At 65.1% G+C, this 22,035-nt stretch carries 17 protein-coding genes; 11 read left to right on the top strand and 6 right to left on the bottom strand.

Translation table 11 applies throughout. The features are described 5' to 3' along the window. The first annotated feature begins 602 nt into the window (after positions 1–602). From ACYVRU_RS05015 to ACYVRU_RS05005, 3 genes are all read left to right on the top strand, one after another. On the top strand, positions 603–1,361 hold the full coding sequence (locus tag ACYVRU_RS05015; RefSeq protein WP_302404227.1) for an ABC transporter ATP-binding protein: 759 nt from the start codon (positions 603–605) through the stop codon (positions 1,359–1,361). Continuing rightward, complete coding sequence (locus tag ACYVRU_RS05010; RefSeq protein ID WP_461185781.1) at positions 1,351–3,564, top strand: ABC transporter permease; 2,214 nt, start codon at positions 1,351–1,353, stop codon at positions 3,562–3,564. The genes ACYVRU_RS05015 and ACYVRU_RS05010 overlap by 11 nt, the downstream gene beginning before the upstream one ends. A 174-nt stretch (positions 3,565–3,738) precedes the next feature. Then, positions 3,739–4,182 (top strand): GatB/YqeY domain-containing protein, encoded by a 444-nt coding sequence (locus ACYVRU_RS05005; RefSeq protein ID WP_278571937.1) that lies wholly within the window; start codon positions 3,739–3,741, stop codon positions 4,180–4,182. Between the two features lie 289 nt (positions 4,183–4,471). Here the strand turns inward: ACYVRU_RS05005 and ACYVRU_RS05000 are convergent, their stop codons facing one another. From ACYVRU_RS05000 to ACYVRU_RS04990, 3 genes are read right to left on the bottom strand one after another with little or no spacing between them, the layout of a single operon-like run. Then, complete coding sequence (locus tag ACYVRU_RS05000; protein ID WP_461185780.1) at positions 4,472–5,344, bottom strand: dimethyl sulfoxide reductase anchor subunit family protein; 873 nt, start codon at positions 5,342–5,344, stop codon at positions 4,472–4,474. A gap of 3 nt (positions 5,345–5,347) precedes the next feature. Further along, positions 5,348–6,010, bottom strand: coding sequence for a 4Fe-4S dicluster domain-containing protein (locus tag ACYVRU_RS04995; protein WP_114538615.1), 663 nt, complete (start codon positions 6,008–6,010; stop codon positions 5,348–5,350). A 1-nt stretch (position 6,011) separates the two neighbouring features. After that, positions 6,012–9,530, bottom strand: coding sequence for a molybdopterin dinucleotide binding domain-containing protein (locus tag ACYVRU_RS04990; RefSeq protein WP_302404172.1), 3,519 nt, complete (start codon positions 9,528–9,530; stop codon positions 6,012–6,014). Positions 9,531–9,975: 445 nt separating this feature from the next. On the opposite strand from ACYVRU_RS04990, the gene ACYVRU_RS04985 reads away from it, so the two are divergent. After that, positions 9,976–11,649, top strand: a complete 1,674-nt coding sequence (locus tag ACYVRU_RS04985) for a response regulator transcription factor (protein ID WP_461185779.1) — start codon at positions 9,976–9,978, stop codon at positions 11,647–11,649. Here the strand turns inward: ACYVRU_RS04985 and ACYVRU_RS04980 are convergent. After that, positions 11,646–12,860 (bottom strand): 4Fe-4S binding protein, encoded by a 1,215-nt coding sequence (locus ACYVRU_RS04980; RefSeq protein ID WP_302404174.1) that lies wholly within the window; start codon positions 12,858–12,860, stop codon positions 11,646–11,648. The genes ACYVRU_RS04985 and ACYVRU_RS04980 overlap by 4 nt on opposite strands. A 220-nt stretch (positions 12,861–13,080) precedes the next feature. Between ACYVRU_RS04980 and ACYVRU_RS04975 the strand changes: the two genes are divergently transcribed. From ACYVRU_RS04975 to ACYVRU_RS04945, 7 genes are all read left to right on the top strand, one after another. After that, positions 13,081–13,950, top strand: a complete 870-nt coding sequence (locus ACYVRU_RS04975) for a hypothetical protein (RefSeq protein ID WP_302404175.1) — start codon at positions 13,081–13,083, stop codon at positions 13,948–13,950. 11 nt (positions 13,951–13,961) lie between these two features. Then, a complete protein-coding gene (locus ACYVRU_RS04970; protein WP_302404176.1) occupies positions 13,962–14,636 on the top strand; it encodes a hypothetical protein in 675 nt (224 codons plus the stop codon). Positions 14,637–14,648: 12 nt separating this feature from the next. Beyond that, a complete protein-coding gene (locus ACYVRU_RS04965) occupies positions 14,649–15,569 on the top strand; it encodes a hypothetical protein (RefSeq protein WP_302404177.1) in 921 nt (306 codons plus the stop codon). Positions 15,570–15,578: 9 nt separating this feature from the next. Beyond that, positions 15,579–16,274, top strand: a complete 696-nt coding sequence (locus ACYVRU_RS04960; protein ID WP_461185778.1) for a TorD/DmsD family molecular chaperone — start codon at positions 15,579–15,581, stop codon at positions 16,272–16,274. A 52-nt stretch (positions 16,275–16,326) separates the two neighbouring features. Continuing rightward, a complete protein-coding gene (locus ACYVRU_RS04955) occupies positions 16,327–16,965 on the top strand; it encodes a 4Fe-4S dicluster domain-containing protein (protein ID WP_302404179.1) in 639 nt (212 codons plus the stop codon). Between the two features lie 9 nt (positions 16,966–16,974). Further along, the gene (locus tag ACYVRU_RS04950; RefSeq protein ID WP_117283723.1) at positions 16,975–17,934 is read left to right on the top strand and encodes a 4Fe-4S binding protein; all 960 of its coding nucleotides are present in this window, start codon (positions 16,975–16,977) and stop codon (positions 17,932–17,934) included. A 316-nt stretch (positions 17,935–18,250) separates the two neighbouring features. Beyond that, positions 18,251–20,275: a hypothetical protein gene (locus tag ACYVRU_RS04945; RefSeq protein ID WP_278571951.1), complete on the top strand. Its 2,025-nt coding sequence runs from the start codon at positions 18,251–18,253 to the stop codon at positions 20,273–20,275. 210 nt (positions 20,276–20,485) lie between these two features. Here ACYVRU_RS04945 and ACYVRU_RS04940 read toward each other — a convergent pair whose 3' ends face one another. Together ACYVRU_RS04940 and hypD are read right to left on the bottom strand one after the other, a co-directional pair. After that, on the bottom strand, positions 20,486–20,785 hold the full coding sequence (locus ACYVRU_RS04940; protein ID WP_302404181.1) for a GIY-YIG nuclease family protein: 300 nt from the start codon (positions 20,783–20,785) through the stop codon (positions 20,486–20,488). A 12-nt stretch (positions 20,786–20,797) separates the two neighbouring features. After that, positions 20,798–21,889: a hydrogenase formation protein HypD gene (gene hypD, locus ACYVRU_RS04935; RefSeq protein WP_302404182.1), complete on the bottom strand. Its 1,092-nt coding sequence runs from the start codon at positions 21,887–21,889 to the stop codon at positions 20,798–20,800. Positions 21,890–22,035: the final 146 nt, after the last annotated feature.

The raw sequence follows: 22,035 nt of genomic DNA, 5'->3' as shown, positions 1-22,035 counted from the left end.
TGCTAACCTCCAGCATGCAGGAGACGGATACGCGGCGTTCCGACCGAGCGAGTTCCGCAGATGGTATCGAAGGCAGAACATGAAAGGGAACAGGCAATCCCAACGCCTTCGATACCAGCGAGGACTGTCTGAGCGAATCGGAATGCCGCGTAGCCGTCTCCGGAGGGATGGGACGATCCATCGAGCCGCCTCCGGACAGACGGAACGCGAGCCGCACATCCGAGAGAAAGGACTGTCGTGAACACTGCAGGGAAAATCATCCTGACGCTTGCTATCATCGGGGCCGTGGGAGCCTTCATCTCCCACCAGCTGCCCAAAACCGAGAGGAGCTACTAATGGCTGAAGTGTACACCGAACCCACCCCCTCGGCCTTCGGCCCGCGTCCGACCGATCCTGGCACGCCTGTGCCCCTCGATGGCGACGGCACGACGACCCTCGACGGCATCGCCGCCGCTTTCTCGCGCGAGAACTACGTGGCCGGCGCCGCCTCCGCAGCCAGCGCCGCCAGCGGAAGAGGAGCCCACACCGCCCATGGCGCCCACCGTGCGGCCGACCCCTTCCGCGCCCCCCAAGCCGGCCACCCCGTCAACGCAGGCTCCCCCATCCTCTCGGTCCGCTCCATCGAGAAGGTCTTCGGCAGCCGCGACTCGATCACCCATGCCCTTGCCGGCGTGAGCTTCGATGTGGCCGCCGGCGAGTTCGTCGGCATCATGGGCCCCTCTGGGTCGGGCAAGACCACGCTTCTGAACTGCGTCTCCACCATCGACTCGGTCACGAGCGGCCACATCATCGTAGGCGGCCGCGACATCACCGGCATGTCGCGCCGGCAGCTGGCGAAGTTCCGCCGCGACGACCTCGGCTTCATCTTCCAAGACTCCAACCTGCTGGACACGCTCACCGGCTTCGAGAACATCTCGCTCGCCCTCACCATCAAGGGTGCTCCTGCCCGCACCATCCCCGACAAGGTGAACGCCATGGCCGCCCGCCTCGGCGTCGATGGCGTGCTGCAGAAGTACCCCTATCAGATGTCCGGCGGCCAGAAGCAGCGCATCGCCGCAGCCCGGGCCATGGTCACCGACCCGAAGCTCATCCTGGCCGACGAGCCCACAGGAGCCCTGGATTCCCGCGCCGCCACCGTGATGCTGGAAATCATGGAGATGATGAACACCCAGATGGGCGCTACCATCATGATGGTCACCCACGACGCCTTCGCCGCCAGCTACACGGGCCGCGTGCTGTTCATCAAGGACGGCGCCGTGTTCAACGAGCTGCGCCGGGGCAACGAGAGCCGCGACGCTTTCTTCGCCCGCATCATGGAAGTGGTGTCCTTCCTGGGTGGGGAGGCCGGCCATGTATCTTAAGCTCGCCCTGCGCAACATTCGCCGGTCGGTGCGCGACTACGCCATCTACTTCATCACGCTTCTGTTCGGCGTGGCGGTGTTCTACGCCTTCAACTCCATCGGCAGCCAAAAGATCCTCTTCGATATGGAAACCTCGGCTTCCCAAAGCGTGTTCGATTCCACCACCTACATCCTGGGCATGTTCTCGGTGGTGGTGGCCTGTGTGCTGGGCTTCCTCATTCTGTACGCGAACCAGTTCCTCATCCGCCGGCGTAAGCGGGAGTTTGGCACCTACCTCGTGCTGGGCATGACGCCGGGGCATGTGTCGCGCATCGTGCTGTACGAGACGGTGCTCGTGGGGCTGCTCTCCCTGGCCGTGGGCCTCATCTGCGGCATTCTGCTCTCCCAGGGCCTGTCGTTCTTCACGGCGGCGCTGTTCGGCACCACCATGAGCAACTACCAGTTCGTGTTCTCCTCCGACGCCTTCCTCGTGACCCTGGCCTGCTTCGCCGCCATCTACGTGGTGGTGGCGCTGTTCAACACCATCACCGTGAGCCGCTGCAAGCTCATCGACCTCATCCGCGCCGGCGAGAAGAACGAGCGCGCCGGCGTGCGCAACCCGTGGGTGTGTCTCGTGGGGTTTGTCGCGGCCATCGCCATCCTCGCTTACGCCTACGAGCAGCTCATCGAAAACGGCCTGGTGATGCTGGATCAGCCGGAATTTCTGCGAGCCACCATCGGCATGCTCGTAGGGTCGCTTCTGTTCTTCTGGTCGCTCGCCGGCTTCGCCATCGCCGTGCTCACGCGGATGCGCGGCGTGTACCTGCGCAAGCTGAACCTGTTCACCGTACGCCAGATCGCCAGCAAGGTGAACACGGCGTTTCTGTCGCTGTGGGCCGTGTGCGTGCTGCTGTTCTTCTCCATCACGGTGTTCTCCTCGGGCATGGGGCTTGTGGAGGTGTTCGTCGGCGGCGCGGAACGGGCGAACCCCTATTCCGCCAGCCTGGACGCGGCCGTATGGTACGGGCCCGGCGGATCTACGGCCTCGTCATCGGGTGATCCGCTTGAGCGCCGCGCCGAGATGGAGGCCGAGGCCCCCGACCACCTGGCCCAGGCCGAGTCCTACAACTGGGACATGGCCGCTGCTCTGCAAGATGCGGCGCCGGAGCTTTGGGCCGAGACCGTGGGCGCGTGGGCCCAGGTGAGCACCTACGCGGCACCGGACATGACCTACGACCCGCTCGTTGCGGCCGCCGAGGCCACTGGCGCCGATCCAGAGGCGCTGCGCCTAGACGATCTGGGCTCCGTGCGCGCGACGCACCTCACCGTTGTGTCGCTGTCCGACTTCAACGGCGCCCGCGCGCTGCAGGGCCAAGAGCCTGTGACCCTCGAGGCGGGCACCTGCGCGCTGGCGAACAACATGGAAATCGTGGAGCCCTTGGCCCGCGCCGTGCTGGAGGCCGCCCCTACCGTGACCATCGCCGGCAAGGAGTACGCGCTGGCTGTTCCTCTGTACGACACGCAGCTGGAGGACAACGTCATGGCGGCCACGGCCATGGTCGTCGTCGCCCCCGATGAGGCGGTGGAGGCCCTGAAGGCGGCCGGCTGCATTCCCGACCTGCAGTACCTGAACGTAATGTACGCCGACAACGGCAAGACCGCCAGCGAGAACGACGCGGCCCTGGCCGACATCGTGGCGGCTCTGCAGCCCCGCGACCTGGGCGGGTTCGAGAAGGGCACGAGCGGCGCCGACGACCCCTACGCGAGCCTTTTGTGGCCGGTCACGCGCATTCTCACGGCCAACGAAATGCTCACCCAATCGGCTGGCCTGCGCCTCATGATCACCTACCTGGCGCTCTACATCGGCTTCATCTTCCTCGTGTCCACCGCCGCCATCCTGGCCATCCAGCAGCTTTCCCAAACCTCCGACTCGGCACCGCGCTACCGCACCCTGTGGAAGCTCGGTTGCGACCGGGCCATGATCAACCGCTCGCTGCTGTTCCAGGTGCTCGTGTACTTCCTCGTGCCGCTGGGGTTGGCGGTGTGCCACTCGGCCTGCGCTATCGGCGTCTTGTCCGATTCCATGCTGGACGCTATCGGCGTGTCCTCGGCCGGCCCCATCGCCATGGCCGCGGCACTCACGCTCGTCATCTACGGCGGCTACATGCTCGTAACCTACCTGGCCGCCCGCGGCATCGTCAAGGGCAGCCTGCAGCAGGGATAAACTCCTCCCGCGGCCCCCTTCCACCGTATCCCCTATCGCTTTGTCCCGTAGGGGCTGACCTCGGTCAGCCCTCCTCGACCGGAATGACGCCCCCAGTTGAGAGGGGCAGAGAAGGCCATCGAAGCGGCAGGGCGCGCTATAATGGAGGCGATCATTTTCCGAGAAAGGACGCTCATGGAATACCAGCAGCTGCAGGACGAGATCAAGGCGGCCATGAAGGCGCGCGACAACCATCGCCGCGACATTCTGCGCCAGGTGCACACCGAGCTTAAGGGCATCGAAGTGAACGAGCGCCGCGAGGTGACCGAGGCCGACGTGGACGCCATGCTCAAGCGCGTCATCAAGCAGACGAAGGAGACGCTCGACGGCTCCATCAAGGCCGACAACAACCAGGAGCGCACCGATACCCTTACCGAGCAGGTGGCCATTCTGGAAGAGTACCTGCCCCGCCAGGTGGAAGGCGACGAGCTGGCGGCGCTCATCGAGGTGGTGCTCGCCGACACCGGCGCCTCCACGAAGAAGGACATGGGCCGCGTCATGGGCGAGCTCACCCGCCGCACCGGCGGCAACTTCGACAAGGCCGGCGCCGCCAAGATTCTCGGCGGAAAACTGAGCTAGCCCACGTTTACCACAAGCACCTCCGAACGATCCCCCTCTTGTCGATTTTCGCTTTTCGGAAGTAAATGCCACTTCCTCATCGAAATGGCACGATCAATTTTCGCCTCTCTGCCATAGCTACCCTCAACTGGCATTTTTCTGCCACTTCAGGCCCGTAATGGCAGAGAGCCCCAGCGTCAATCGACCATTTCGGCACCGAAGTGGCATTTACTCGCCTCTCCCCCAAGCACAAAGAGAAGGCCTCCCGTCATGGGAGGCCTTCCTGCTTAGAGCGTCTTTCCCGAACTGATTAGAAGAACGGGTAGATGCTGATGCCGGTCATGTAGAACACGACGCGCAGGGCGAGCGCGCTCACGAGCACGCAGGCCACGCAGACCGCGCCCCACACCTTCCAATCCTTCTTCGCCTTGCCGACGAAGGCGCCGGCCACGCCGCATGCCGCGGCGATGAGCGCGACGACCGAGAAGGGCAGCGAGGCGCCGGAGAAGGGCTCGGTGGCGCCCGTCGGGGCGATGTCCATGGTGGGCTGGGTCGGGTCGAACCAGAAGTCCACCTGGGTGTAGGCGCCCACCGTCGCCTGCATGGCGACGAGATAGGCCACCACGAGCACCACGTTCACGGCCTGGCCGATGAGGTTCGCCTTCGCATCGAGGTCGGACGCCTCGTCGCGCACGGCGCAGATGAGCGCCATGGTGGCCGGGCCGAAGCCGCAGGCCGCGCCGAGCAGCGAGGCGATCTGCAGCACGGAGTCCCAGGCGGGCAGCGAGGCCATCATGTAGGAGTGGCCCATGACGATGACGAGAATCGCCGCCACGACGATGCCGATGGCGGAAAGCCACGCCGGCACGCGCGCCTCGTCACCCGCGCGGCGCAGGTACACGAAGTAGACGACCATGACGACGGCGAGCACCACAATGGCGATGAGCTCCTGGGTGATGCCGCTCGTGAGGTGCCCGAAGCCGTTGAAGATGCGCTCCCAGTGCTCCAGATGGAAGAACACCGCGATGCCGCCCACGACCAGAAGCGCGGCCGAGGCGATGAGCGCCGGCATCTGGGCGCGGCCGCCCTTTCCGCGCAGCGCGTAGAGGCACTGCGCGCCGAACACGCCCGCCGCCCACGCGAGCAGCGTCGTGAACAGAATAAGGGGCCATTGTAATTCCATAATCTACTCCTCCCCTTGCCACTTGCGGTTGCGCAAGATGTAGCAATGCTTCGGGCCGTTACCCGTGTCGGTCAGATGGTACACATCGGCCTCGGTGAAGGGCTCGACCCACTCTCCGAGCGTCGTGCGGTTCTGCATCATCTCCTCGTAGGGAGTCGCCAGATCGTGGGTGGGCGCCAAGGCCTGGAAGGACTCCAAGCCCTCGTCCAAGTCGCCGAAGAAGCGGGCGCGGCTGCCGCACTGGGCCACGCACTGGGGCAGCTCGCCCTGGGCGGTACGCTGCTGGCAGAGCGTGCACTTCTCGACGACGCGCTCCTCCTCGTTCAGGTAGCGCACGCCGTAGGGGCAGGCCATGGCGCAGAACTGGCAGCCGATGCACTTGTCCTTGTCAATCTGCACCGTGCCGTCCTCGGTCACGTGCGACGCCTGGGTCGGGCACACCTTCACACACTCGGGGTCTTCGCAGTGCTGGCACTGGATGGGGAGGAAGTACATCTCCACATCAGGCCAGTCGCCGGAACCGCCCTCTTTGGGGGTGGGGCCGATGCGCAGCGTCTTGATCCAGAAATCGCCGGGCATAACGCCGTTGATGGTCTTGCAGGCCGCCGAGCAGGCCTGGCAGCCCACGCAACGGTTCAGGTCGGTAACGATAGCGTAGCGAGCCATCTTACATCACGCTCCCATCCCACTCGGGTTCGCCTTCGAAGCGGGCGCGCACGCCCTTGCCCGTGGGCACCCACTCGCGCAGGCGCGGGTCGGAGGCATCATGGATACATTCGACGCCATTCGGATCACACGGAACCGGATTGCCGAACGGGGAATTCTCGGCCGTGGCCTTGTACACGATGGTCGGGGTGGAGCGCATCGTGGCGCAGCCGCCGACGGTGTCCTGGCCGTAGGGGTCGTTCACCACGTTGATGCCCACCAGCTCGAAGCCGTGAGAGGCGGTGTCGAACTCGGGGAACCACCAGGCATGGTTGGCATTCACTACGCCCTGGGAGATGCCGTAGTACAAATCGAGCACCTCGCGGACCTTGCCCCACGGCGTCTCGATCCACACCCAGTCGCCCTGCTTGAGGCCGAGGCGCTCGGCGTCCTTCGGGTTCATCTCGATGCGGGGAGACGGCCACACCTCGCGGCACCAGGGCAGCTGGCGATGCTCGGAGTGGAAGTAGGTGGGCTGACGGGAGCCCGTGGTCATCAGGAAGATGTTGTCGGGCATGGCCTTCAGGGTGTCCTTGTAGCCATGGTTCATGAAGTAAGTGTCATCGGCCTGGTCGACGAGCGCAGCATCGTACAGCTCGGGCTTGGCCACCGGCGAGTCGGTGGGCTCGCGGTAGATCGGGAAGCGGTCGTCGTCGCCCTGGAACTGCGGCAGGTCGGAGTGCGCCCACTTGTCGGAGTCCTCCGGCACCTCGCCCATGTTGCAGATGTAGGCCTCGCACACGAGCGACCAGATCTCCACCAAACCGGAAGCGGTCATGAAGCCGGGATGGAAGTCCACGAGCGGGAACAGGTTGAAGCCGCCCTGCTGACGACGCCAGCCCATCTCGTGGCGGCGGAAGGTGCCCCAGCGCTCGGGATGCCACTCGCGGCAGTCCATCCAACCGTGATCGGTGAACCACTGTTTGGCCTCGGCCCAGGTGGGACCTTCGGGGAACTCGGCGGTGCACCACTTGTCCACGTTGTCCTTCAGCACGCGATCGTGGTCGGGCCACAGGTAGCTCGGCGCGCCGGAGGCGTCGTAGTCGTCGCCCAGCTGCTCGGTCCACTTGTCGATGAAGGTCTGGCACTGCGGCGCGTAGTTGAGGTTCTCGGCCGGCGCAGCGTCCGGGTCCTTCGTGTTCCACGGCACGCCCATGGCCTTGTACATGCCCACGTTCCAGTCGGGATCGTAGATGGTCTCTCCCGGAGGCTCGATGGCCGCGCAGCAGCAACCGAACATGCCGCCGGAGCCCTGGGAGACGCGGGTGGAGTCGAGTTCCATCCAGTGCTGGCAGGGGAAGATGATGTCGGCGTTGCCGTTGTTGGGGCAGAACCACAGGTTGATGTCGACGAAGAAGTCGAGCTGCGTGGTGGCATCCCAGGCGCGGGCGATGTTGCCCATGTTCATGATGTCGCCAGACTGGCACACGCCGCCGTGCAGGGCGTACAGAGTCTCCTTGACGTTGTAGCCCACTTCCTTGTTCTCGTTCTCCATGGCCAGCGACCAATCGGGATCCTGCAGACAGGCGTCCCAGATGCAGTTCGCGTCGGCCCAGCGAGCCCAGAAGCGGTTGAGCGGGAAGCGATCGGCGTCCACCTGGCCGGCCTGGCGCATGAAGATGGTCGTCGGGTTCGGCCAACCCTGGGAGGGAAGCATGGCGCCGCCCATGCGCTTGGCGATGACGATGGCCTCTTCATCGGAGGGCACCTTGTTGCCGTAGCGCTCAGCGAGCGGGGAGTTCTCATCGATGAGGTACTGCACGAAGTCCTGCATGTGCTTGGCAACTTCCTCCAGCGAGTAGTCGCGGCCCGGCCACACCTTCGCAGCATCGCCCCAGGGTGCCGCCTTCTGCATGTTGGAGCGGCCCGGGTTGCCGTCGAACTGGCTCTTGCAGGAGCCGCGGTTGCCGGCGGGCTCGTCGGAATTGCCCGTCACGCAGGAGAGCATCTGCAGCACGCGGCAGTTCTGGATGGAGTTGCCGTTCTGGTCGGTGGCCAGCTGGAAGTGGATGCCGCCGTTGCCGTGGCGCGGATCGACGCGGGTCGTCCACACACGCACGGCCTCTTCGGCCTTCTCGCCGGGCACGCCGGTGATCTCCTCCACCTTGTCCCAGGTGTACTGGCTGGTGAGGTCGTGGAAGCCATCCCACACGGTGCGGCACTGGTAGGTCTTGCCGTCCTTCAAGGTAACGGCCACCTCGCCGGGGAACAGCGCGGGCTTCTTGGGCAGGCCGGCCGGGTTCGTGACCTTGCCCTTCTCGTTGCCCTCGTCCCAATAGGCGTCGAACTTGGCGTCGGCCGGATCGCACCACACCGACGGGTCGGGCAGCCAGCCGGGAGCCACGAGGCCCTCGAGCGGATGCTCGATGAAGGAGCCCGTGGTCGGGATCTTGTGCATCTCGCCTTCCCACTTGCCCTCTTCGGCATCCCAGTAGGTCAGGCGGTTGTTGTTCTCGTCCCACACCATGAAGCGCTGGTACTTGCCGCCCTCGATGATGTCGGCCTCGGTAATGAGCTTCGTGCGCATGTTGATGCCGCCGTTGCCCTCCACAAGCCAGCCCTCGGTCTTCCAGGGCTTGTCGTCGCAGAAGAGGAACGGAGCGTTAGACCAGCGGCGCACCATGGTGTCGTCGTAGGCCTCGTTCTCGATGATCCAGTTGAACCAGCCGAGCGCCAGCGCGCCGTCGGTGCCGGGGCGCAGCGGCAGCCAGATATCGGCTTCCTTAGAAAGCGGCGTCACGCGCGGATCGACGCAGATGTGCGCCGTCGCGTGCGGGGCCACGTCCGAAATGGTGCGGTTGGTGGTGTCGTAGTTGGAGTACTCCACCGCGGTGCCCCACTGCAGGTACACCTTCGGCTCGGCCTCCACTTCCATCCAGGGGGAGCCCATCTCGTCGGTCATGATGCCGGCCCAGTGACGCGGGCCCTTGCAGACCTGGTAGGCCAAGTGCGCGTTCGGCGTGCCGAACAGCTGCTTCATGCCCTGATAAGGGCCAAGCGACCACACGCGCGACGTGCCGCACATAACGAAGATGGACTGTCCGCCGTACTTGTCGACGACCTCGCCCAGGCCCTGGCCCGACAGCTCGAACGCCTCGTCCAGCGTGATGCGCACCCAACCGGGATCGTCCGAGCCCTTGGGGTTCGTGCGCTTCACGGGGTAGCGCAGACGATCGGGATGATAGGCCGCGTGCATGGAAGACTGCGACTTCGCGCAGCAATGACCGCGGCTCTGGGGCGCCGACTCGTCGCCTTCGACCTTGATGGCCTTGCCGTCCTGCACCGTCACCCAGACGCCGCACTCCACCTTGCCGCAAGCACGGCAGCACGTGCGCACGTGCTTCAGCTCGCCAGCGGTTGCGTTGGCATCTTCGGCGAGAGCTCGCATGGGCGCGACCGCCGAGGAACTTACTGCTGCAGCCGCACCGGTGATAGCCATCGTCTTTATGAAGTTGCGACGCGACATGGTTAGCTGTGCCATAAAATCCCACCTCTCTCTTTCCTACATCCTTTGCCGTTTCTCTCTTGCACCGACAAAGCAAGCGGCTTGTCCCCCGACGGGGCGGAAGGCTGGCGCTGTGCGCTGCGCCCGCCACCTCCACGCCTTCGCCGGTTTCCCCGGGACGCTGACAGGACGGTGCCTTACGGGCGCAATTCTACGGAGGCGCCCATCGTCCCCCTTCATAGGAGGCTTATGATTTGGGACTATTATTCTGGGAGAAGAGGGTCATATGAGAGGAAATGACCTGGGGATTTTCCAAAACAGCCCCGCGTCCGCGCGATTTTTCACGTCTGCCGCTGACTCTGTGTTATCATCGCAGGACATAATTCTGCTGCGGACATACGGGGGAGCAGCTACATGAACGAAAAGCAAGGGGCCGCCACGCCGGCCGCTTTGTCGTGCACTGAGCTGGAATAGGGGAACCATGAAGCTGCCGCATATCAAAGTTGAAGTGGAATACCGCGAGGAGGAGACCGGAGCGCCGGGGAAAGCATCGCCGGCGCTTATCGTGGGATTCGGACTGCATTGGGCCTGGGTCTATCTCTTCATGTTCAACGGGCAGTACATCCTCTTCCCCGAAGCGGATTCCATGCAGTTGCTGCTCTCCGCCACCTCCGGCATCTTCCACGCCGTGGCTTTACTGCTGTATGCCGTGTTTCTGAAGCAGGCTCGCCAGCTCTTCGACACGCCCGAGCACATCCGTCGCAACCGCGTGATTGCGGCAGGTCTCGTGGCCTGCGCGACGCTTTTGTGCATGGCGGGAAACGCGGTGCCGACGGGGCCTTTGGCCGCACTTCTCTTCGTGGCGGCAGGCATAGCGAGCGGCGTGGGCTCGGCTATGCTGCTCATGAGCTTCGGCGTTTCCTCCAGCGTATGCGACCTGCCCACGATTGCCCTGTGCACGGCGCTTTCCATCGTGGTCAGCGCCCTCGTGTTCACCTTGACGCTTATCGTGAGCTCGGTCGTTGCGCCCGTCGGCGCCCTCCTCTGTCTGGTATTGCCCTTCGCGGAGCTGCTCTGCCTGAACAAGTGCTCCGCCGATCTGGTGGACAAGCTGGAGTTCGCCTTCCTGACGATGCCCGTGCGCACCGCTTCCTTCGCAGCGCGCTTGGGTGTTCCCTCGATCATCTTCGGCGTGCTTTTGGGCATCCTGCGCTGCTGCGCGCTCACCGGGCCGCTGCTGGACGTGCTTCTGTCCGAAGGCAGCGCGGAGAACACGTTCGCGTTCTCAACCTTCGCGGCGAGCCTGTTCGCTTGCGCAGCCCTCATCATGGCCATGCTCACGCTGCGCAAGTCGCGCAACTTCGCCTTCCGCGTGCTCGTGCCGCTCATCGCCGTATTGCTCGTGACGCTGTGCACCCCCTATGGCACCGACGGAACCTTCCGCTGCTTCGCCCTGTTCGGCTCCTACTTCATGCTGAAAGCGTGCCTGTGGGTCATGTACGCCGACATCGCCCAGAGCTACCGTGTGAGCGCCTTTACCACCTTCGGCTTCGGCCACGGCCTTCTGTCCGCCGGCTCCCTCGCCGGTTTCCTCATGCTGCAACCAGGGGGTCTTTTGGAAGCGGTGTCGGCCGAACCGATGATGCTGGCTTTGGTCGGGCTCATCGCGCTGACCCTCGGCGTTGCAACGCTGCCCAACGGCGCCGAGATGCGCAGCACGCTCATCCGCGGGCGCTTCTGCCCTCTGCTGGATGACCAGACCGACTTGGAAGAGCTGATGAGCGGGGAAGGCGCCGCCAACGAGCCCTCAATCGAAGAAGCTATCGCTCCCATGCCATCCGATAAACCAACTGTTTCTTCTGCGCCGAACGCGATTCCGGAAGGAGCGATTCCCGCCGCCCAAGAATCTCCCGAGCAGAAGGCCGGACGCTTCAAGCGCAAGTGCGCCGCCGTGGCCGACACCTTCTTGCTGTCGCGCAAGGAAACCGAGGTGCTGTTCCTGCTGGCGAAGGGCCGCAATTCCGCCGCCATCCAGGAGGCGCTTTACATCTCCGCCGGCACGGCCAACACCCACATGCGCCACATCTACCGCAAGCTGGACGTGCATTCCCAGCACGAGCTCATCGATCTGGTGGAATCCATGGTGGTGGATTAGCGCTCGTAGACTTGGTCGGTTTTCATCATGGTTTGGGCTTTGTGCCAGATAGTGTGGGGGGTGTCGTGCTGCACGGCGCGGGGGCGCATGACGTAGCGGTCGGTGACGCCGCCCATGAGATCCACGGCGAAGATCTCCTCGGAGATTTCGATGGCATGCGCCGGGCAGATGGCCTCGCAGCTGCGGCATTTCACGCAGTCGCTCGGGCGGTGCTCCACGCCGAAGGTGCCGTCGGCGTCGGTGAACTTCGCTAGAGCGCCGGTGGGGCAGAACACGGCGCACATCTGGCAGGAGGCGCACGCATCGGTGTCGATGACGACGTGGCCCCACAGGCGCGTGTCCACCATGACATCCTCCGGCTCGCCCAAGGCCGCCAGGCTGTCGAGCAGGCGCTCGCGACGGTCGGGGATGAAATGCGGCAGGGTGCCGTCGTCCATTACTTTAAGGTAGCGGCCCACATCGCGAGCATCGGCCGCCGGCGCGGCCCCAGCATCCGCGTTGCCGGCGTCGCCCAGCACCTCGGCCACCGCCGTTTCCGCTACGACTGCCCCGGCACGAGCGGCCAACGCGGCGCTTTCCGCGAGCACGGCGCGGCGGCCGCTGTCGTGATCGGCCATCTTCTTGGCCGAGGCCGGCAGCTTGCCCGAGAAGCGCACGGTCATGGGCGAGCCCCAAATTTCCAGCAGCTTCTCAGCGGTTTCCACCACCGCCTCGGCGCACGCGCGGCCCCTCTTGTGCTCGCAGCGCTCGCAATCGCCGTGGATGAGCACCACCTCGCGCGCACCTTCCACGGCAAGATCGGCCAGAAGCGCCTCGTCCACGCGGCCGAGACATTCCACACGCGCGATCTTCTCTTCATCGTAGCGGCCGCGCGCCCGCTCCAAAAGCTCGCCGCAACCGAGATAGGCCACGCCCTCGTTGGCCGCGCGCGATGCGCGGGCCGCCGCCGCAAGAGCGGCGTCGCTCGGGTGGTGGGCCTCCAGAGCACAGGTGGGGCATACCGTGGCGCAGGTGCCGCAGCCGATGCACTTCTCGGGCGACACGGTGAGCACCTCGCCGTCGTAGGAAATGCAGCCCGACGCGCAGGATTCGGCGCAGCGCAGGCAATCGGCGTGGCGGTTGCGCACCAGCGCGCACCGCTCTTGGTGCACGGTGATGTACGGGCTTTCCAGCTTCCCGATGAGTCCCAGCATAGTGTCGATGCTCGCCATGATTCCCCCTTGCGTCCTCGATGCGTGTCGACCGGAACCGCGACCCGCAACCCTTGTCCCAACTGCGGCGGAACAAAGGCTGCCAGGCACAGCCCCCTTGGCGTTTTCGTCATCATAAAGGCCATTTCATAGGCGAAATCATAGGAGCCATATTATTCTGGCTATGAAAGCCCTCCTAAACTTCTCGGCGTATTGGGGAATCGAGAGAAAAGGAGGGAACATGGCACTGCTAAGACCGTCGCTGACGCTCGTGCTCGATCTGGATGAGCGCGTCGCCGCCGAGCAGACCATCCTCGAAATCAATCGGAGCTACGCCCATATTGGCACGCCCGTTATTCGCACCCACGCGTGCGAAAGCGCGGAGGACGCCCCCGTGCGCAACACGGCGCGCCTCATCGTGAACATGGGCACCTACTCTTATCTGAACTCTGCCGACGAAGGCGCCGACGAGCGGTGGGAGACCATCGTGGGGCCCTGGATCGGCAATATGCTGCGCAAGATCGGCAACAACATGAAGGTGTTCAACGATCGCCAGCGCAAGATCGGCTATCCGGAAGTGCACTTCGACACCTTGGATATCGAACTGGGCGCCGGAGCCTTCACCGTCGCCGTGCGGCCCCAAGGCGCGGGAGATGTCGACGAGGCCGTAGCCGAACTGGTCACCGCCGCTCGCGACCTGCGCAACAACGGCACCTTCGCCGAGGCCGTGCGCGTGGAGCTGCCTTGCGCCGAATCATGGAACGCCCAGCGCGACACCGCCTGGGAGGCCTGGGCAGCCGAGCATCCCGAGGTTTTGGAAGAGCCCGACACCGACGAGGATGCGTCGGCTGGCGACGTTGCCGACGAGGCGGCCGAGCGCGCGCCGGAGAAGACCCGCGAGGAACTTCTCGCCGAGGACGTCATCGCCAAGAGCTACGAGAACACCGCCGTGCCTCCCACCGACTCCGAGGCACTGCCGCGTCCCCAGCGCGAAGAGGAAGAAGAGGAAGAGCCCTTCGACTTCCCCGTCGATTACACCCTGTGGGCCGTCATTGGGACCGATGGCGCAACACGCACCTACGATTGCGCCGCGGCGGCTTTCGTCGACTAGCGGAGATATCCATGGCACCCGAGAACGCTTCTGCCAACCTGGCCGCCTCGCGCAACGGCGCGCCCGCAGCGGCCCGGCAGCCCCAAGAGATACGCGGCGTGCACGCCCTCGTGAAGTGGGAAAGCCCCGCCGATGAGGTGCGCGGCATTGCCGCAGGAGCCGCCGTGCTACTGCGCGATCACGCCGTGCTGCCCCATCAAATCGGCTTCGCTGTGCCGAACCGCACCTGGGCCGTACAGCTGGCCCAGGCCTGCAAGGTCATGGGCGTGCGCGCCAGCATCGCAGAGGCCGGCGAAGTGCCGAGCGGCAGCGCCGCCGTCATCTTCGACTTCCGCACCCCGGAGAGAAACGTTGAGTGGCTGTTCGTCGTCGGCTGCACCGAGGGCCTTATGCCCACGGCGGCGGCCACGGGCGACGACGAGGCCAGTCGCGCAGTCCAACAAGAGCAGCGCGCCGCCTTCGCCCACCTTGTCGCCGATGATCGGCCCCATGTGGTGCTCTCCTATTTTGCCCAGGCGGACGTTGCCCTAGCCGATCAGATTCGCCTGCCCTATCGCCGCACGATCACCCGCGACGGTATCTCCCTCGCCTGCCTGACCCCCACCCGCTTCATCAGCGAGATGGGAGCGGCACGGCCAACCACGGTCGGCAGCCAGCGCTTTCTGCGCGATGCCGGCCTGAACTAGAAAGGAGCTCCCGTGAGCACACCGGATTTGTCCGCGTTCAACTTCAGCTTCGATCCGACTCTGGACACCTGGGCCGTCAGCAACGAGCCCGCCGAGCTGGATTCCTCTGAGATCTTTCTGCCCAACGTGGAAGGGCGCACCGAGTTTCTGCCCCCCGACCCCGATCGCGTGCCCGTCATCGAGAACTCAGTGCGCACCGACGATCCCACCTATGCCGCCCGCCCCGCCGAGGAGCGAACCCGCGAGCTTCTGTCCCAGATGCGCCCGCACCGCGCCACGCTGCTGGGCATCCTGGCCGCCTGCGAGACGCCGATGGCAACCAGTGCCATGAAGGAAACCGTCGAGCGCATCAGCGGGCGGAAGTTCTCCGTGTACACGCCTTCCAACTTCTGCACCATGCTGGAAGTGGCCGGCGGTCTTGCGCGCGTAACCGATGCCGGCGAGCCCTACACCGACGAGGTGCGAGCACCCGAGATGGTGGAAGTGGACGGCCGCGCCTTCTGGCGCCCCACCACCCCGCCACCGGTGTACTGGCAGACCACCGAAGCGGGCGCCACGGTGCTCGCCGAGGACGATCCCGCCGCGCGCATCGAGCGCCTCTTCGCCAAAGAGCCCGAGTTCCTCCCCGTGTACAAGCGCATTCTGCTCATGGCCGACACCGAAGAGGGCACGTCCATGGGGCTCATGTCCGTGGCCGTCGACACCGATCCGGCCATCGCCGAGAACCGTCGCTTCTACGTGCAGCATTTCGTGGAAAGCCTGGAGCGCGCCGGCGCCTTCGTCTGGGCCGACGGCGCCTGGCGCGCCACCGATGCAGGCCGCGCGGCGCTGGCCGGTGCGCTGGCCGAGGTGATCGACGACTACGAAGTGCCAGCCGTTGATGGCGTGACGTGCGCCAATGTACCCACTCTCACCGATGGCGTGAACTGGTAAGGAGGAGCCATGACTGAGGAAATTCCGGAAGAGACGGCTCTCGCGCCGTCCGAACTGATCGAGCTGTTCAAGCACCGCAGCGCCACCTACGGGTTGCTCTCGCGGCTGTATGCCAAGGAAGTGGACGCCGAGCTGCTCGACGAGCTGCATGACACGCTATGGCCTGTCGAGACCGGCACCGATGCCGGCGACGAAGGCAACCGCCTCATCGCCACTTACCTGTCCGGTATCTGGGAGAACACCTTGACCGAGCTGGCCGCCGACTACATGCGTACCTTCTTCGGCCACGGCTATTCGGGCCACGCGGCGGCCTATCCCTTCGAAAGCGTGTACTCCAGCGAGAAGCGCCTGCTCATGCAGAGCGCCCGCGACGAGGTGCTCGCGCTGTACCGCGCCGCCGGGCTTTCCAAGCAGGAGAGCTGGAAGGAGGGCGAGGATCACATCGCCCTGGAGCTGGAGTACCTGCAGATTCTCTCCGACCGCACCGCAGAGGCGCTCTGTCAGGGCGATACCGACACAGCCGCGTCATGGGTGCGCACGCAATACAACTTCCTCGATGTGCACCTGGCCAGCTGGGCGCCGCTGCTCACCGCCGAGGTGAAGAAGTTTGCCAAGACCGATTTCTACCGGGGACTCGCCTTCCTCACGGAGGGCTTTTTAGAGACCGACCGCGAGGTGCTGGAAGAGCTGCTCGCGGAGGACTAGCGTTCGGGCCGGTCGCGCCCGTCGCGCCGGCCCTCTAAGTAGAGGAGAAGACATGGGAGACGAGAAGAAACGAGAAGGCGCGGGCATGTCCCGGCGCACCTTCGCCCTGGGCGTGGGAGGAGCCGGCGTGCTTCTGGCCATGGGCGGCTTGAAGCTGGTGCCCGCGGAGGCACAGGTGCGGCCGCCCGGAGGACAGGACGAGAACCGGCTTGTGGCGTCGTGCATTCGCTGCGAGCGCTGCGTGGAAGCCTGCCCGCGTGGCGCGCTGCGGCCGGCCCACATCGAGGACGGCATCGTCTCCGTGCGCACCCCCACGACGAACTTCAACGACAGCTGGTGCGACTTCTGCGCCGATGAGAACGACGGCGTGCCGCTGTGCGTGGCGGCCTGCCCCACCGAGGCGCTGGCGCTGCCCGCCGACGCGACCGCCGAAACCACCATCATCGGCAAGGCCGTGCTCATTCGCGAATGGTGCCTGGCCTGGGACAAGAACAACGGCTGCCGCTTCTGCTACGACGCGTGCCCTTACGAGGCCATCGAGCTGGACGAGAACGGTCGCCCCGTCGTCGTGCCCGACAACTGCAACGGCTGCGGTGCCTGCCAGAGCGTGTGCGTGTCCCAGAAAGAGGGCTCCTACACCACCGGCGCCACCTCGCGCGCCATCATCGTCGTCCCCGAGAGCGAGGCCTAAGGAGTCGTCATGAGTCAGAAACTTCGCATCATCATCCCTCTGGCCCTGCTGGGCGCCGCCGGCGTGGCCTACGCCGCCCACGTCAGCGCGGGCACCCTGTCAGCCTTCGGCTGGGAATCTATTTCACTCATTTGCCCGATCGGAGCCTTGGGCACCATGCTCGCCAGCAAGATGCTCGTGCCGCGAGCGGTCATCTCCATCGTGCTGGCTGTGGCCGCCATCCTGCTTTTGGGGCGCGCCTTCTGCGGGTGGCTATGCCCCGTGCCCGTGTGGAGCAAGCTGCGCGGCATCTTCAAGAAGGGGGATGGGGAGGCCGCGCCCCCCTCCGGCGCCGAGAAGCGCGCCCTGAAAACCTCCTGCGCAGGCGCATGCTCCTCCTGCGCCGACCGCAAGCCGGCCGATTCGCGCCACATCATCCTGGGCGGCACCCTGCTTTCCGCGGCCATCTTCGGGTTTCCGGTGTTTTGCCTCGTGTGCCCCGTGGGCCTTTCGTTCGCCCTGGTGTTTCTGCTTATCGCGCTGTTCGGCGGCGGCGATGTCACCTGGTCGGTGCTCATCATTCCCGTGTTGATAGCCGCCGAGGTGATCTTCTTCCGCAAATGGTGCTCGCATCTGTGCCCCATCTCGTCGTTCATGAGCCTCATCGGTCGCGCCAATCGCACGTTCCAGCCGGCCATCGACGATGCGAAGTGCCTGGAGACTTCCCATGGTGCCACCTGCGGGCGTTGCGCCGAGGTGTGCGAGGTGGGCATCAACCCGCGCCATCCGGAGCTGGGCACTACCTTCAACGAGTGCACCCGCTGCCGCGCCTGCGCCGACGTGTGCCCCGGGCATGCCATCAGCTTCCCGCTTATCGCCCGCAAGACAGCCGGCGCCCCGGCGCTGGAGCCAACGCCGGCTGGGGCGAGCGGCACACCGGCCATCGGGTCTGACCTCGACCTTGACGAGCCATCCGAGGCTCTCTCGTAACGCCCGCCTCCTCTCCTTGGGAAGAAGCTGGGCGCGGCGACCGTGCAGGCAAGCCTTTCAACCCGCACGGCCATCGCACCGCAGCCCAGCCTCTCCCTGACCGGCCTTTCCCCTCCTCCTTCGATGCGGCACTCCTCATTTTCCCGAAGCTTTCCCTCTCCCTCCCCCCGCTTCGGCCCCCGCATCAGGCGCCTCCCCTTCCTGCGCCCTGCGAAAGGCCGTTCAGGGGGAGCCCGGCAGTCTCGATTCCCCAATGTCCTCGAACTGCTGGGCTTCCCTTTCTACCATCTCATCCAGCGTGTTCGGAAGGCTACCTATGACCCTATCGCCAACAGCAACTGAAGCGCTCTGCATCACGGGCGATCCCCGCTCGGGCAAAACGGGCACGCTCGTCGAACGTGCCGTAGCCTGGGCCGAGGCGGCTCCCGCGACTCCGGACGCCCAGCCGCCATTGCTGTTCTTCTGCGCGTCGCCCGTGACAACAGATGACGCCGCACTTCGCCTTTCGCAGCGCGGACTGGCGAACGTGCCCGTAGAGGCTGTAGGGCTTGCCGAACCCGCCGCTTGTCAGCACGGCCCGCGCACGGGCCTAGTAACCACGCCCTTCGATTACGCTTGCCGCATTCTGGCCGATCCTCGCGCTCAGCGGGCCATCGGTCGCGGCGGGCGCGTGCTCAGTCGCGCCGAGGAGGCCGTTTTCTACGAGGATCTGAAAACCTGCGGCCTGAAACGCCGGCGCCTACGGGAGCTGTGGGCCTTTCTGCAATGCGGTCTTGCGAACCTGAACGACGGCGACCCTAACTGGATTCAGACCACCGAAGAACGGGCGATTCTCGACCTGGCTCGCGACATTCTCGCTTTCGAAGACGCCATCCTGCCGGGCGAGGTGGTAAATCTGGCCGTGCACGCTTTGGAAGTTGAACCGACGCTGCGCCAGCGCTTCGGCTCGCCCGTCGTGCTGGCCGACGATTACCTGCTCATGAGCCCCGCCTCCCAACGCCTCGTGAACCTGCTGGCCACGAGTAAGATCGCCGTGGCAGGAAGCGAGAAAGCCGCCCTTCCCGCCTTCGAGCCCTACCCCTGCGCCACGGGCTTCGAAGAATTCGAAGCGGCCCACGCCCCTCTTCAACGCGTGACGCTGGAGGCTCCCTTCCATGCCCTTGACCGCGCCTGGGAGGCGGCTCCCGACCTCGCCGGCGAGATGGGCCTTATCGCCCGCACGATTGCCGAGGAGCTGGCCGGCGGCACGAGCCCCGGCGCCATTGCCGTTGTATGCGTGAACCGCACGTGGCGCGCGAACCTGCAACGGGCCCTCGCATCGGTGGGCATTCCCGCTGCGTCACTGGGACATGCGGCCCTCAAAGCCCCCAAGGGCGATCTTGTCCCCGCCAACGACGACGAGCGCGAGCGCGTTCTGAGGCAGCTTCGCGACGACATCGTGCAACCAACCGGCTTGCGCGAATCCCGCGCCCGCGCTCGTGCCGATATGAGCGGCATTGCGTCCCACAACGAACCGTCGGCTTCCCCCTGCGGGGACTCCATCGCGTGGCGCCAGTGGCTCAGCTTCGACGACGCCCTCGGCCGCAGCGCCGCCGTCTCCGAGCTGCGGCGCGTCGCGCAGCCCCAAGGCCTCAACCTCGCGGAAGCCCTCGCGGCCTTGGATGCCGATACCCTGCCCGGGCTTCCCGCAACCAGCCCCTTCGCCCAAAGCCTGCTCGCCCCCTACCGCGTAGCCCAGCGACTGCTCGGGGAGCAGAGCGAGGAGAACCAACCCGAAACCGACATCGCACTCGACTCGGCAGCGGAGAGCTCTTCTGCATCCGCGGTCACCGCAAGCGTCACGTCCCTCTCCTCTGCTCGCCACAGCGAAGCATGCGAAGAAAGCGCGGCAGCAGCGCCGTCCTCTATACGGAAGGATGCTGCGCCGTGCGGAAGAAACTCCGACCCGGACGTTCCGGCCGTCGCCATTGCCGCCCCCGAAGACCTCTTCGGCCATACTTTCGAGGTGGTCATCTTTGGCGGCTTCGTGAACGGCTTCATCCCCTCGCGCGATATGTGCGACCCCGGCGTCGTTGTCGGCGGCGCCCGCGCCCGCCAGGAAGCCTCCGACCGAGCCGCCATCACTTTGGCCGAACAACGCACCACCCGACGACTCCTTTTCACCAGCTTCGAAAGCTGCGATTTGGAAACCGCCGAGCGCCTGCTCCTGCACATCCCCCGCATCCGCCTCCGCTCCGGCGTCCGCACCTGCAACATCGAGCCCAGCAGCTACCTGGAGGAACTGAACCTGGGCCCCAAGCAAACCTCCGGCCCAACCGATCAAAGCCATCCGTCAGCTTAGGCATCTTCGAAATTCAAGGGACAGATGCCAGTTCGACCCCGAAGTGGCGCACCGCACTGCCAGTTGAAGGCCGAAATGGCCAGAAAGTGCCACTTCATAGCCGAAATGGCTTCCCCCCTCTTACCATTTCGGGGTCGAACTGGCATTTGCCACCAGATTCGTGAAAGCGATGTGACTTGCTGCCTCTCTTAGGTCGCCCCATCGGGCATGTCAGGTAAGCACGTTTTTCAGGGCCTCCTCGAAGGTTGCGTGGGAGGCGGCGGCGAGCAGGGCGTCCTTTTCGTTGCGGGAAAGCTGCTTGAAGACGTATTCTGCGTGCATGGCATCGTGCTTGGTGGCGAACTCGGCATAGGCGAGCAGGCTCACGGGCAGACGAGCGCGGGTGTACTTCGCGCCCTTGCCGGCGTTGTGCACCGCCAGCCGCGCCTGCACATCCACGGCATAGCCGGTGTACAACGACCCATCGGCGCATTCCAACACGTACATATAGTGAGTAGAGGCCGCAGCCATAGCGGGGCTGCCCTAGTAGTACCGATAGTATGCCGCGCAGCTACCCTCGCTGGAGACCATGCAGGGACCGACGGGGTTCTCCGGCGTGCAGACCTTCCGGAACAGCGGACACTCGCTTGGGGCCATAATGCCGCGGAGCACGTCTCCGCAGCGGCAGCCCTTATGCTCGCGCACCTCTTCCACGTCTGGTTGGAAGCGGCGCATGGCGTCGAAGTCGGCGAACTCCTCGCGGATGCGGTAGCCGCTGCCGGGAATCTCGCCCAAGCCACGCCAGGTGGCGGAGCAGGTTTCGAACACCTCGTCGATGGCGGCGAGTGCCACGGGGTTGCCCTCGGGCATGACGCCGCGGGCGTAGGCGATCTCAATCTCGGCGCGCCCCTCGTGCAGCTGGCACATGATCATGGCGATGCCCTGAAGCACGTCTACCGGCTCGAACCCGGTAATGACGCCGGGGATGCCGTACTTCTCGGCCAGGAAGCGATAGGGCTCCGCGCCGATGATGGTGGACACATGCCCCGGCAGAATGAGCGCATCCAGCTTCAGCGCCGGGTCGTTGATGATGACTTCCAGCGCCCCAGGCATGTTCTTGTGGGCGCCGTATACGGTGAAGTTCGCAAGGCCCATGGCGCGCGCTCGTTTGATGGCCATAGCTACGAGCGGCGTGGTGGTTTCGAAGCCCACGCCGACGAAGACGATTTGCCGATCGGGGTTCTCCTGCGCCAGGCGCAGGGCATCCAGCGGCGAGTAAACGATTTCCACCGCGCGTCCTGCCGCCTGCTCGGCCAGCAGGCTGGACGTGGAGCCGGGCACGCGGGTCATGTCGCCGAAGGTTGCGATGGTCACTTCCGGCACGCGGGCCAGCGCGATTACCTTGTCGATGTCGTGGTTGCTCGTCACGCACACCGGACATCCAGGGCCCGACGCCAGACGAACCCCCTCGGGCATAAGACCGCGAATGCCGTTGCGCGCAATGGCCACGGTGTGGGTGCCGCACACTTCCATCAGCGTAGCAGACTCCGGGGCCAGCGCTTGAATGGACTCAATGAGCCCCCGCGCCAACGCCGGATCCTTGAATGCCTTCAGTTCTTGCTGCATGGCGTCCATTCTTGCAACCACTCCTTCAAGGGTGTAGAATACGGACAAGCGGAATGCCCGTGGCACCGGGCACGACTGCTTCACATTACTCCTATTAATGTGATGAAGAGCCGTTCTTCCTATGCGAGGGGCGGCTTTTTCATTGCCGCCCGCTG

This window comes from Adlercreutzia sp. CNCM I-6216, from assembly GCF_977113345.1.
The sequence above is the reverse complement of the archived record's forward strand: the minus strand, read 5'-3'. Positions and strand labels throughout refer to the sequence as shown.

Bases quoted from the DNA above. Each gene is read 5' to 3' on its own strand.
- ACYVRU_RS05005 (WP_278571937.1), top strand. From the start codon at position 3,739: ATGGAATACCAGCAGCTGCAGGACGAGATCAAGGCGGCCATGAAGGCG.
- ACYVRU_RS05010 (WP_461185781.1), top strand. From the start codon at position 1,351: ATGTATCTTAAGCTCGCCCTGCGCAACATTCGCCGGTCGGTGCGCGAC.
- ACYVRU_RS04980 (WP_302404174.1), bottom strand. From the start codon at position 12,860: ATGGCGAGCATCGACACTATGCTGGGACTCATCGGGAAGCTGGAAAGC.
- ACYVRU_RS04945 (WP_278571951.1), top strand. From the start codon at position 18,251: ATGACCCTATCGCCAACAGCAACTGAAGCGCTCTGCATCACGGGCGAT.
- ACYVRU_RS04940 (WP_302404181.1), bottom strand. From the start codon at position 20,785: ATGGCTGCGGCCTCTACTCACTATATGTACGTGTTGGAATGCGCCGAT.
- ACYVRU_RS04950 (WP_117283723.1), top strand. From the start codon at position 16,975: ATGAGTCAGAAACTTCGCATCATCATCCCTCTGGCCCTGCTGGGCGCC.
- hypD (WP_302404182.1), bottom strand. From the start codon at position 21,889: ATGGACGCCATGCAGCAAGAACTGAAGGCATTCAAGGATCCGGCGTTG.
- ACYVRU_RS04960 (WP_461185778.1), top strand. From the start codon at position 15,579: ATGACTGAGGAAATTCCGGAAGAGACGGCTCTCGCGCCGTCCGAACTG.
- ACYVRU_RS04955 (WP_302404179.1), top strand. From the start codon at position 16,327: ATGGGAGACGAGAAGAAACGAGAAGGCGCGGGCATGTCCCGGCGCACC.
- ACYVRU_RS04985 (WP_461185779.1), top strand. From the start codon at position 9,976: ATGAAGCTGCCGCATATCAAAGTTGAAGTGGAATACCGCGAGGAGGAG.
- ACYVRU_RS04990 (WP_302404172.1), bottom strand. From the start codon at position 9,530: ATGGCACAGCTAACCATGTCGCGTCGCAACTTCATAAAGACGATGGCT.
- ACYVRU_RS04995 (WP_114538615.1), bottom strand. From the start codon at position 6,010: ATGGCTCGCTACGCTATCGTTACCGACCTGAACCGTTGCGTGGGCTGC.
- ACYVRU_RS05000 (WP_461185780.1), bottom strand. From the start codon at position 5,344: ATGGAATTACAATGGCCCCTTATTCTGTTCACGACGCTGCTCGCGTGG.
- ACYVRU_RS04970 (WP_302404176.1), top strand. From the start codon at position 13,962: ATGGCACCCGAGAACGCTTCTGCCAACCTGGCCGCCTCGCGCAACGGC.
- ACYVRU_RS04975 (WP_302404175.1), top strand. From the start codon at position 13,081: ATGGCACTGCTAAGACCGTCGCTGACGCTCGTGCTCGATCTGGATGAG.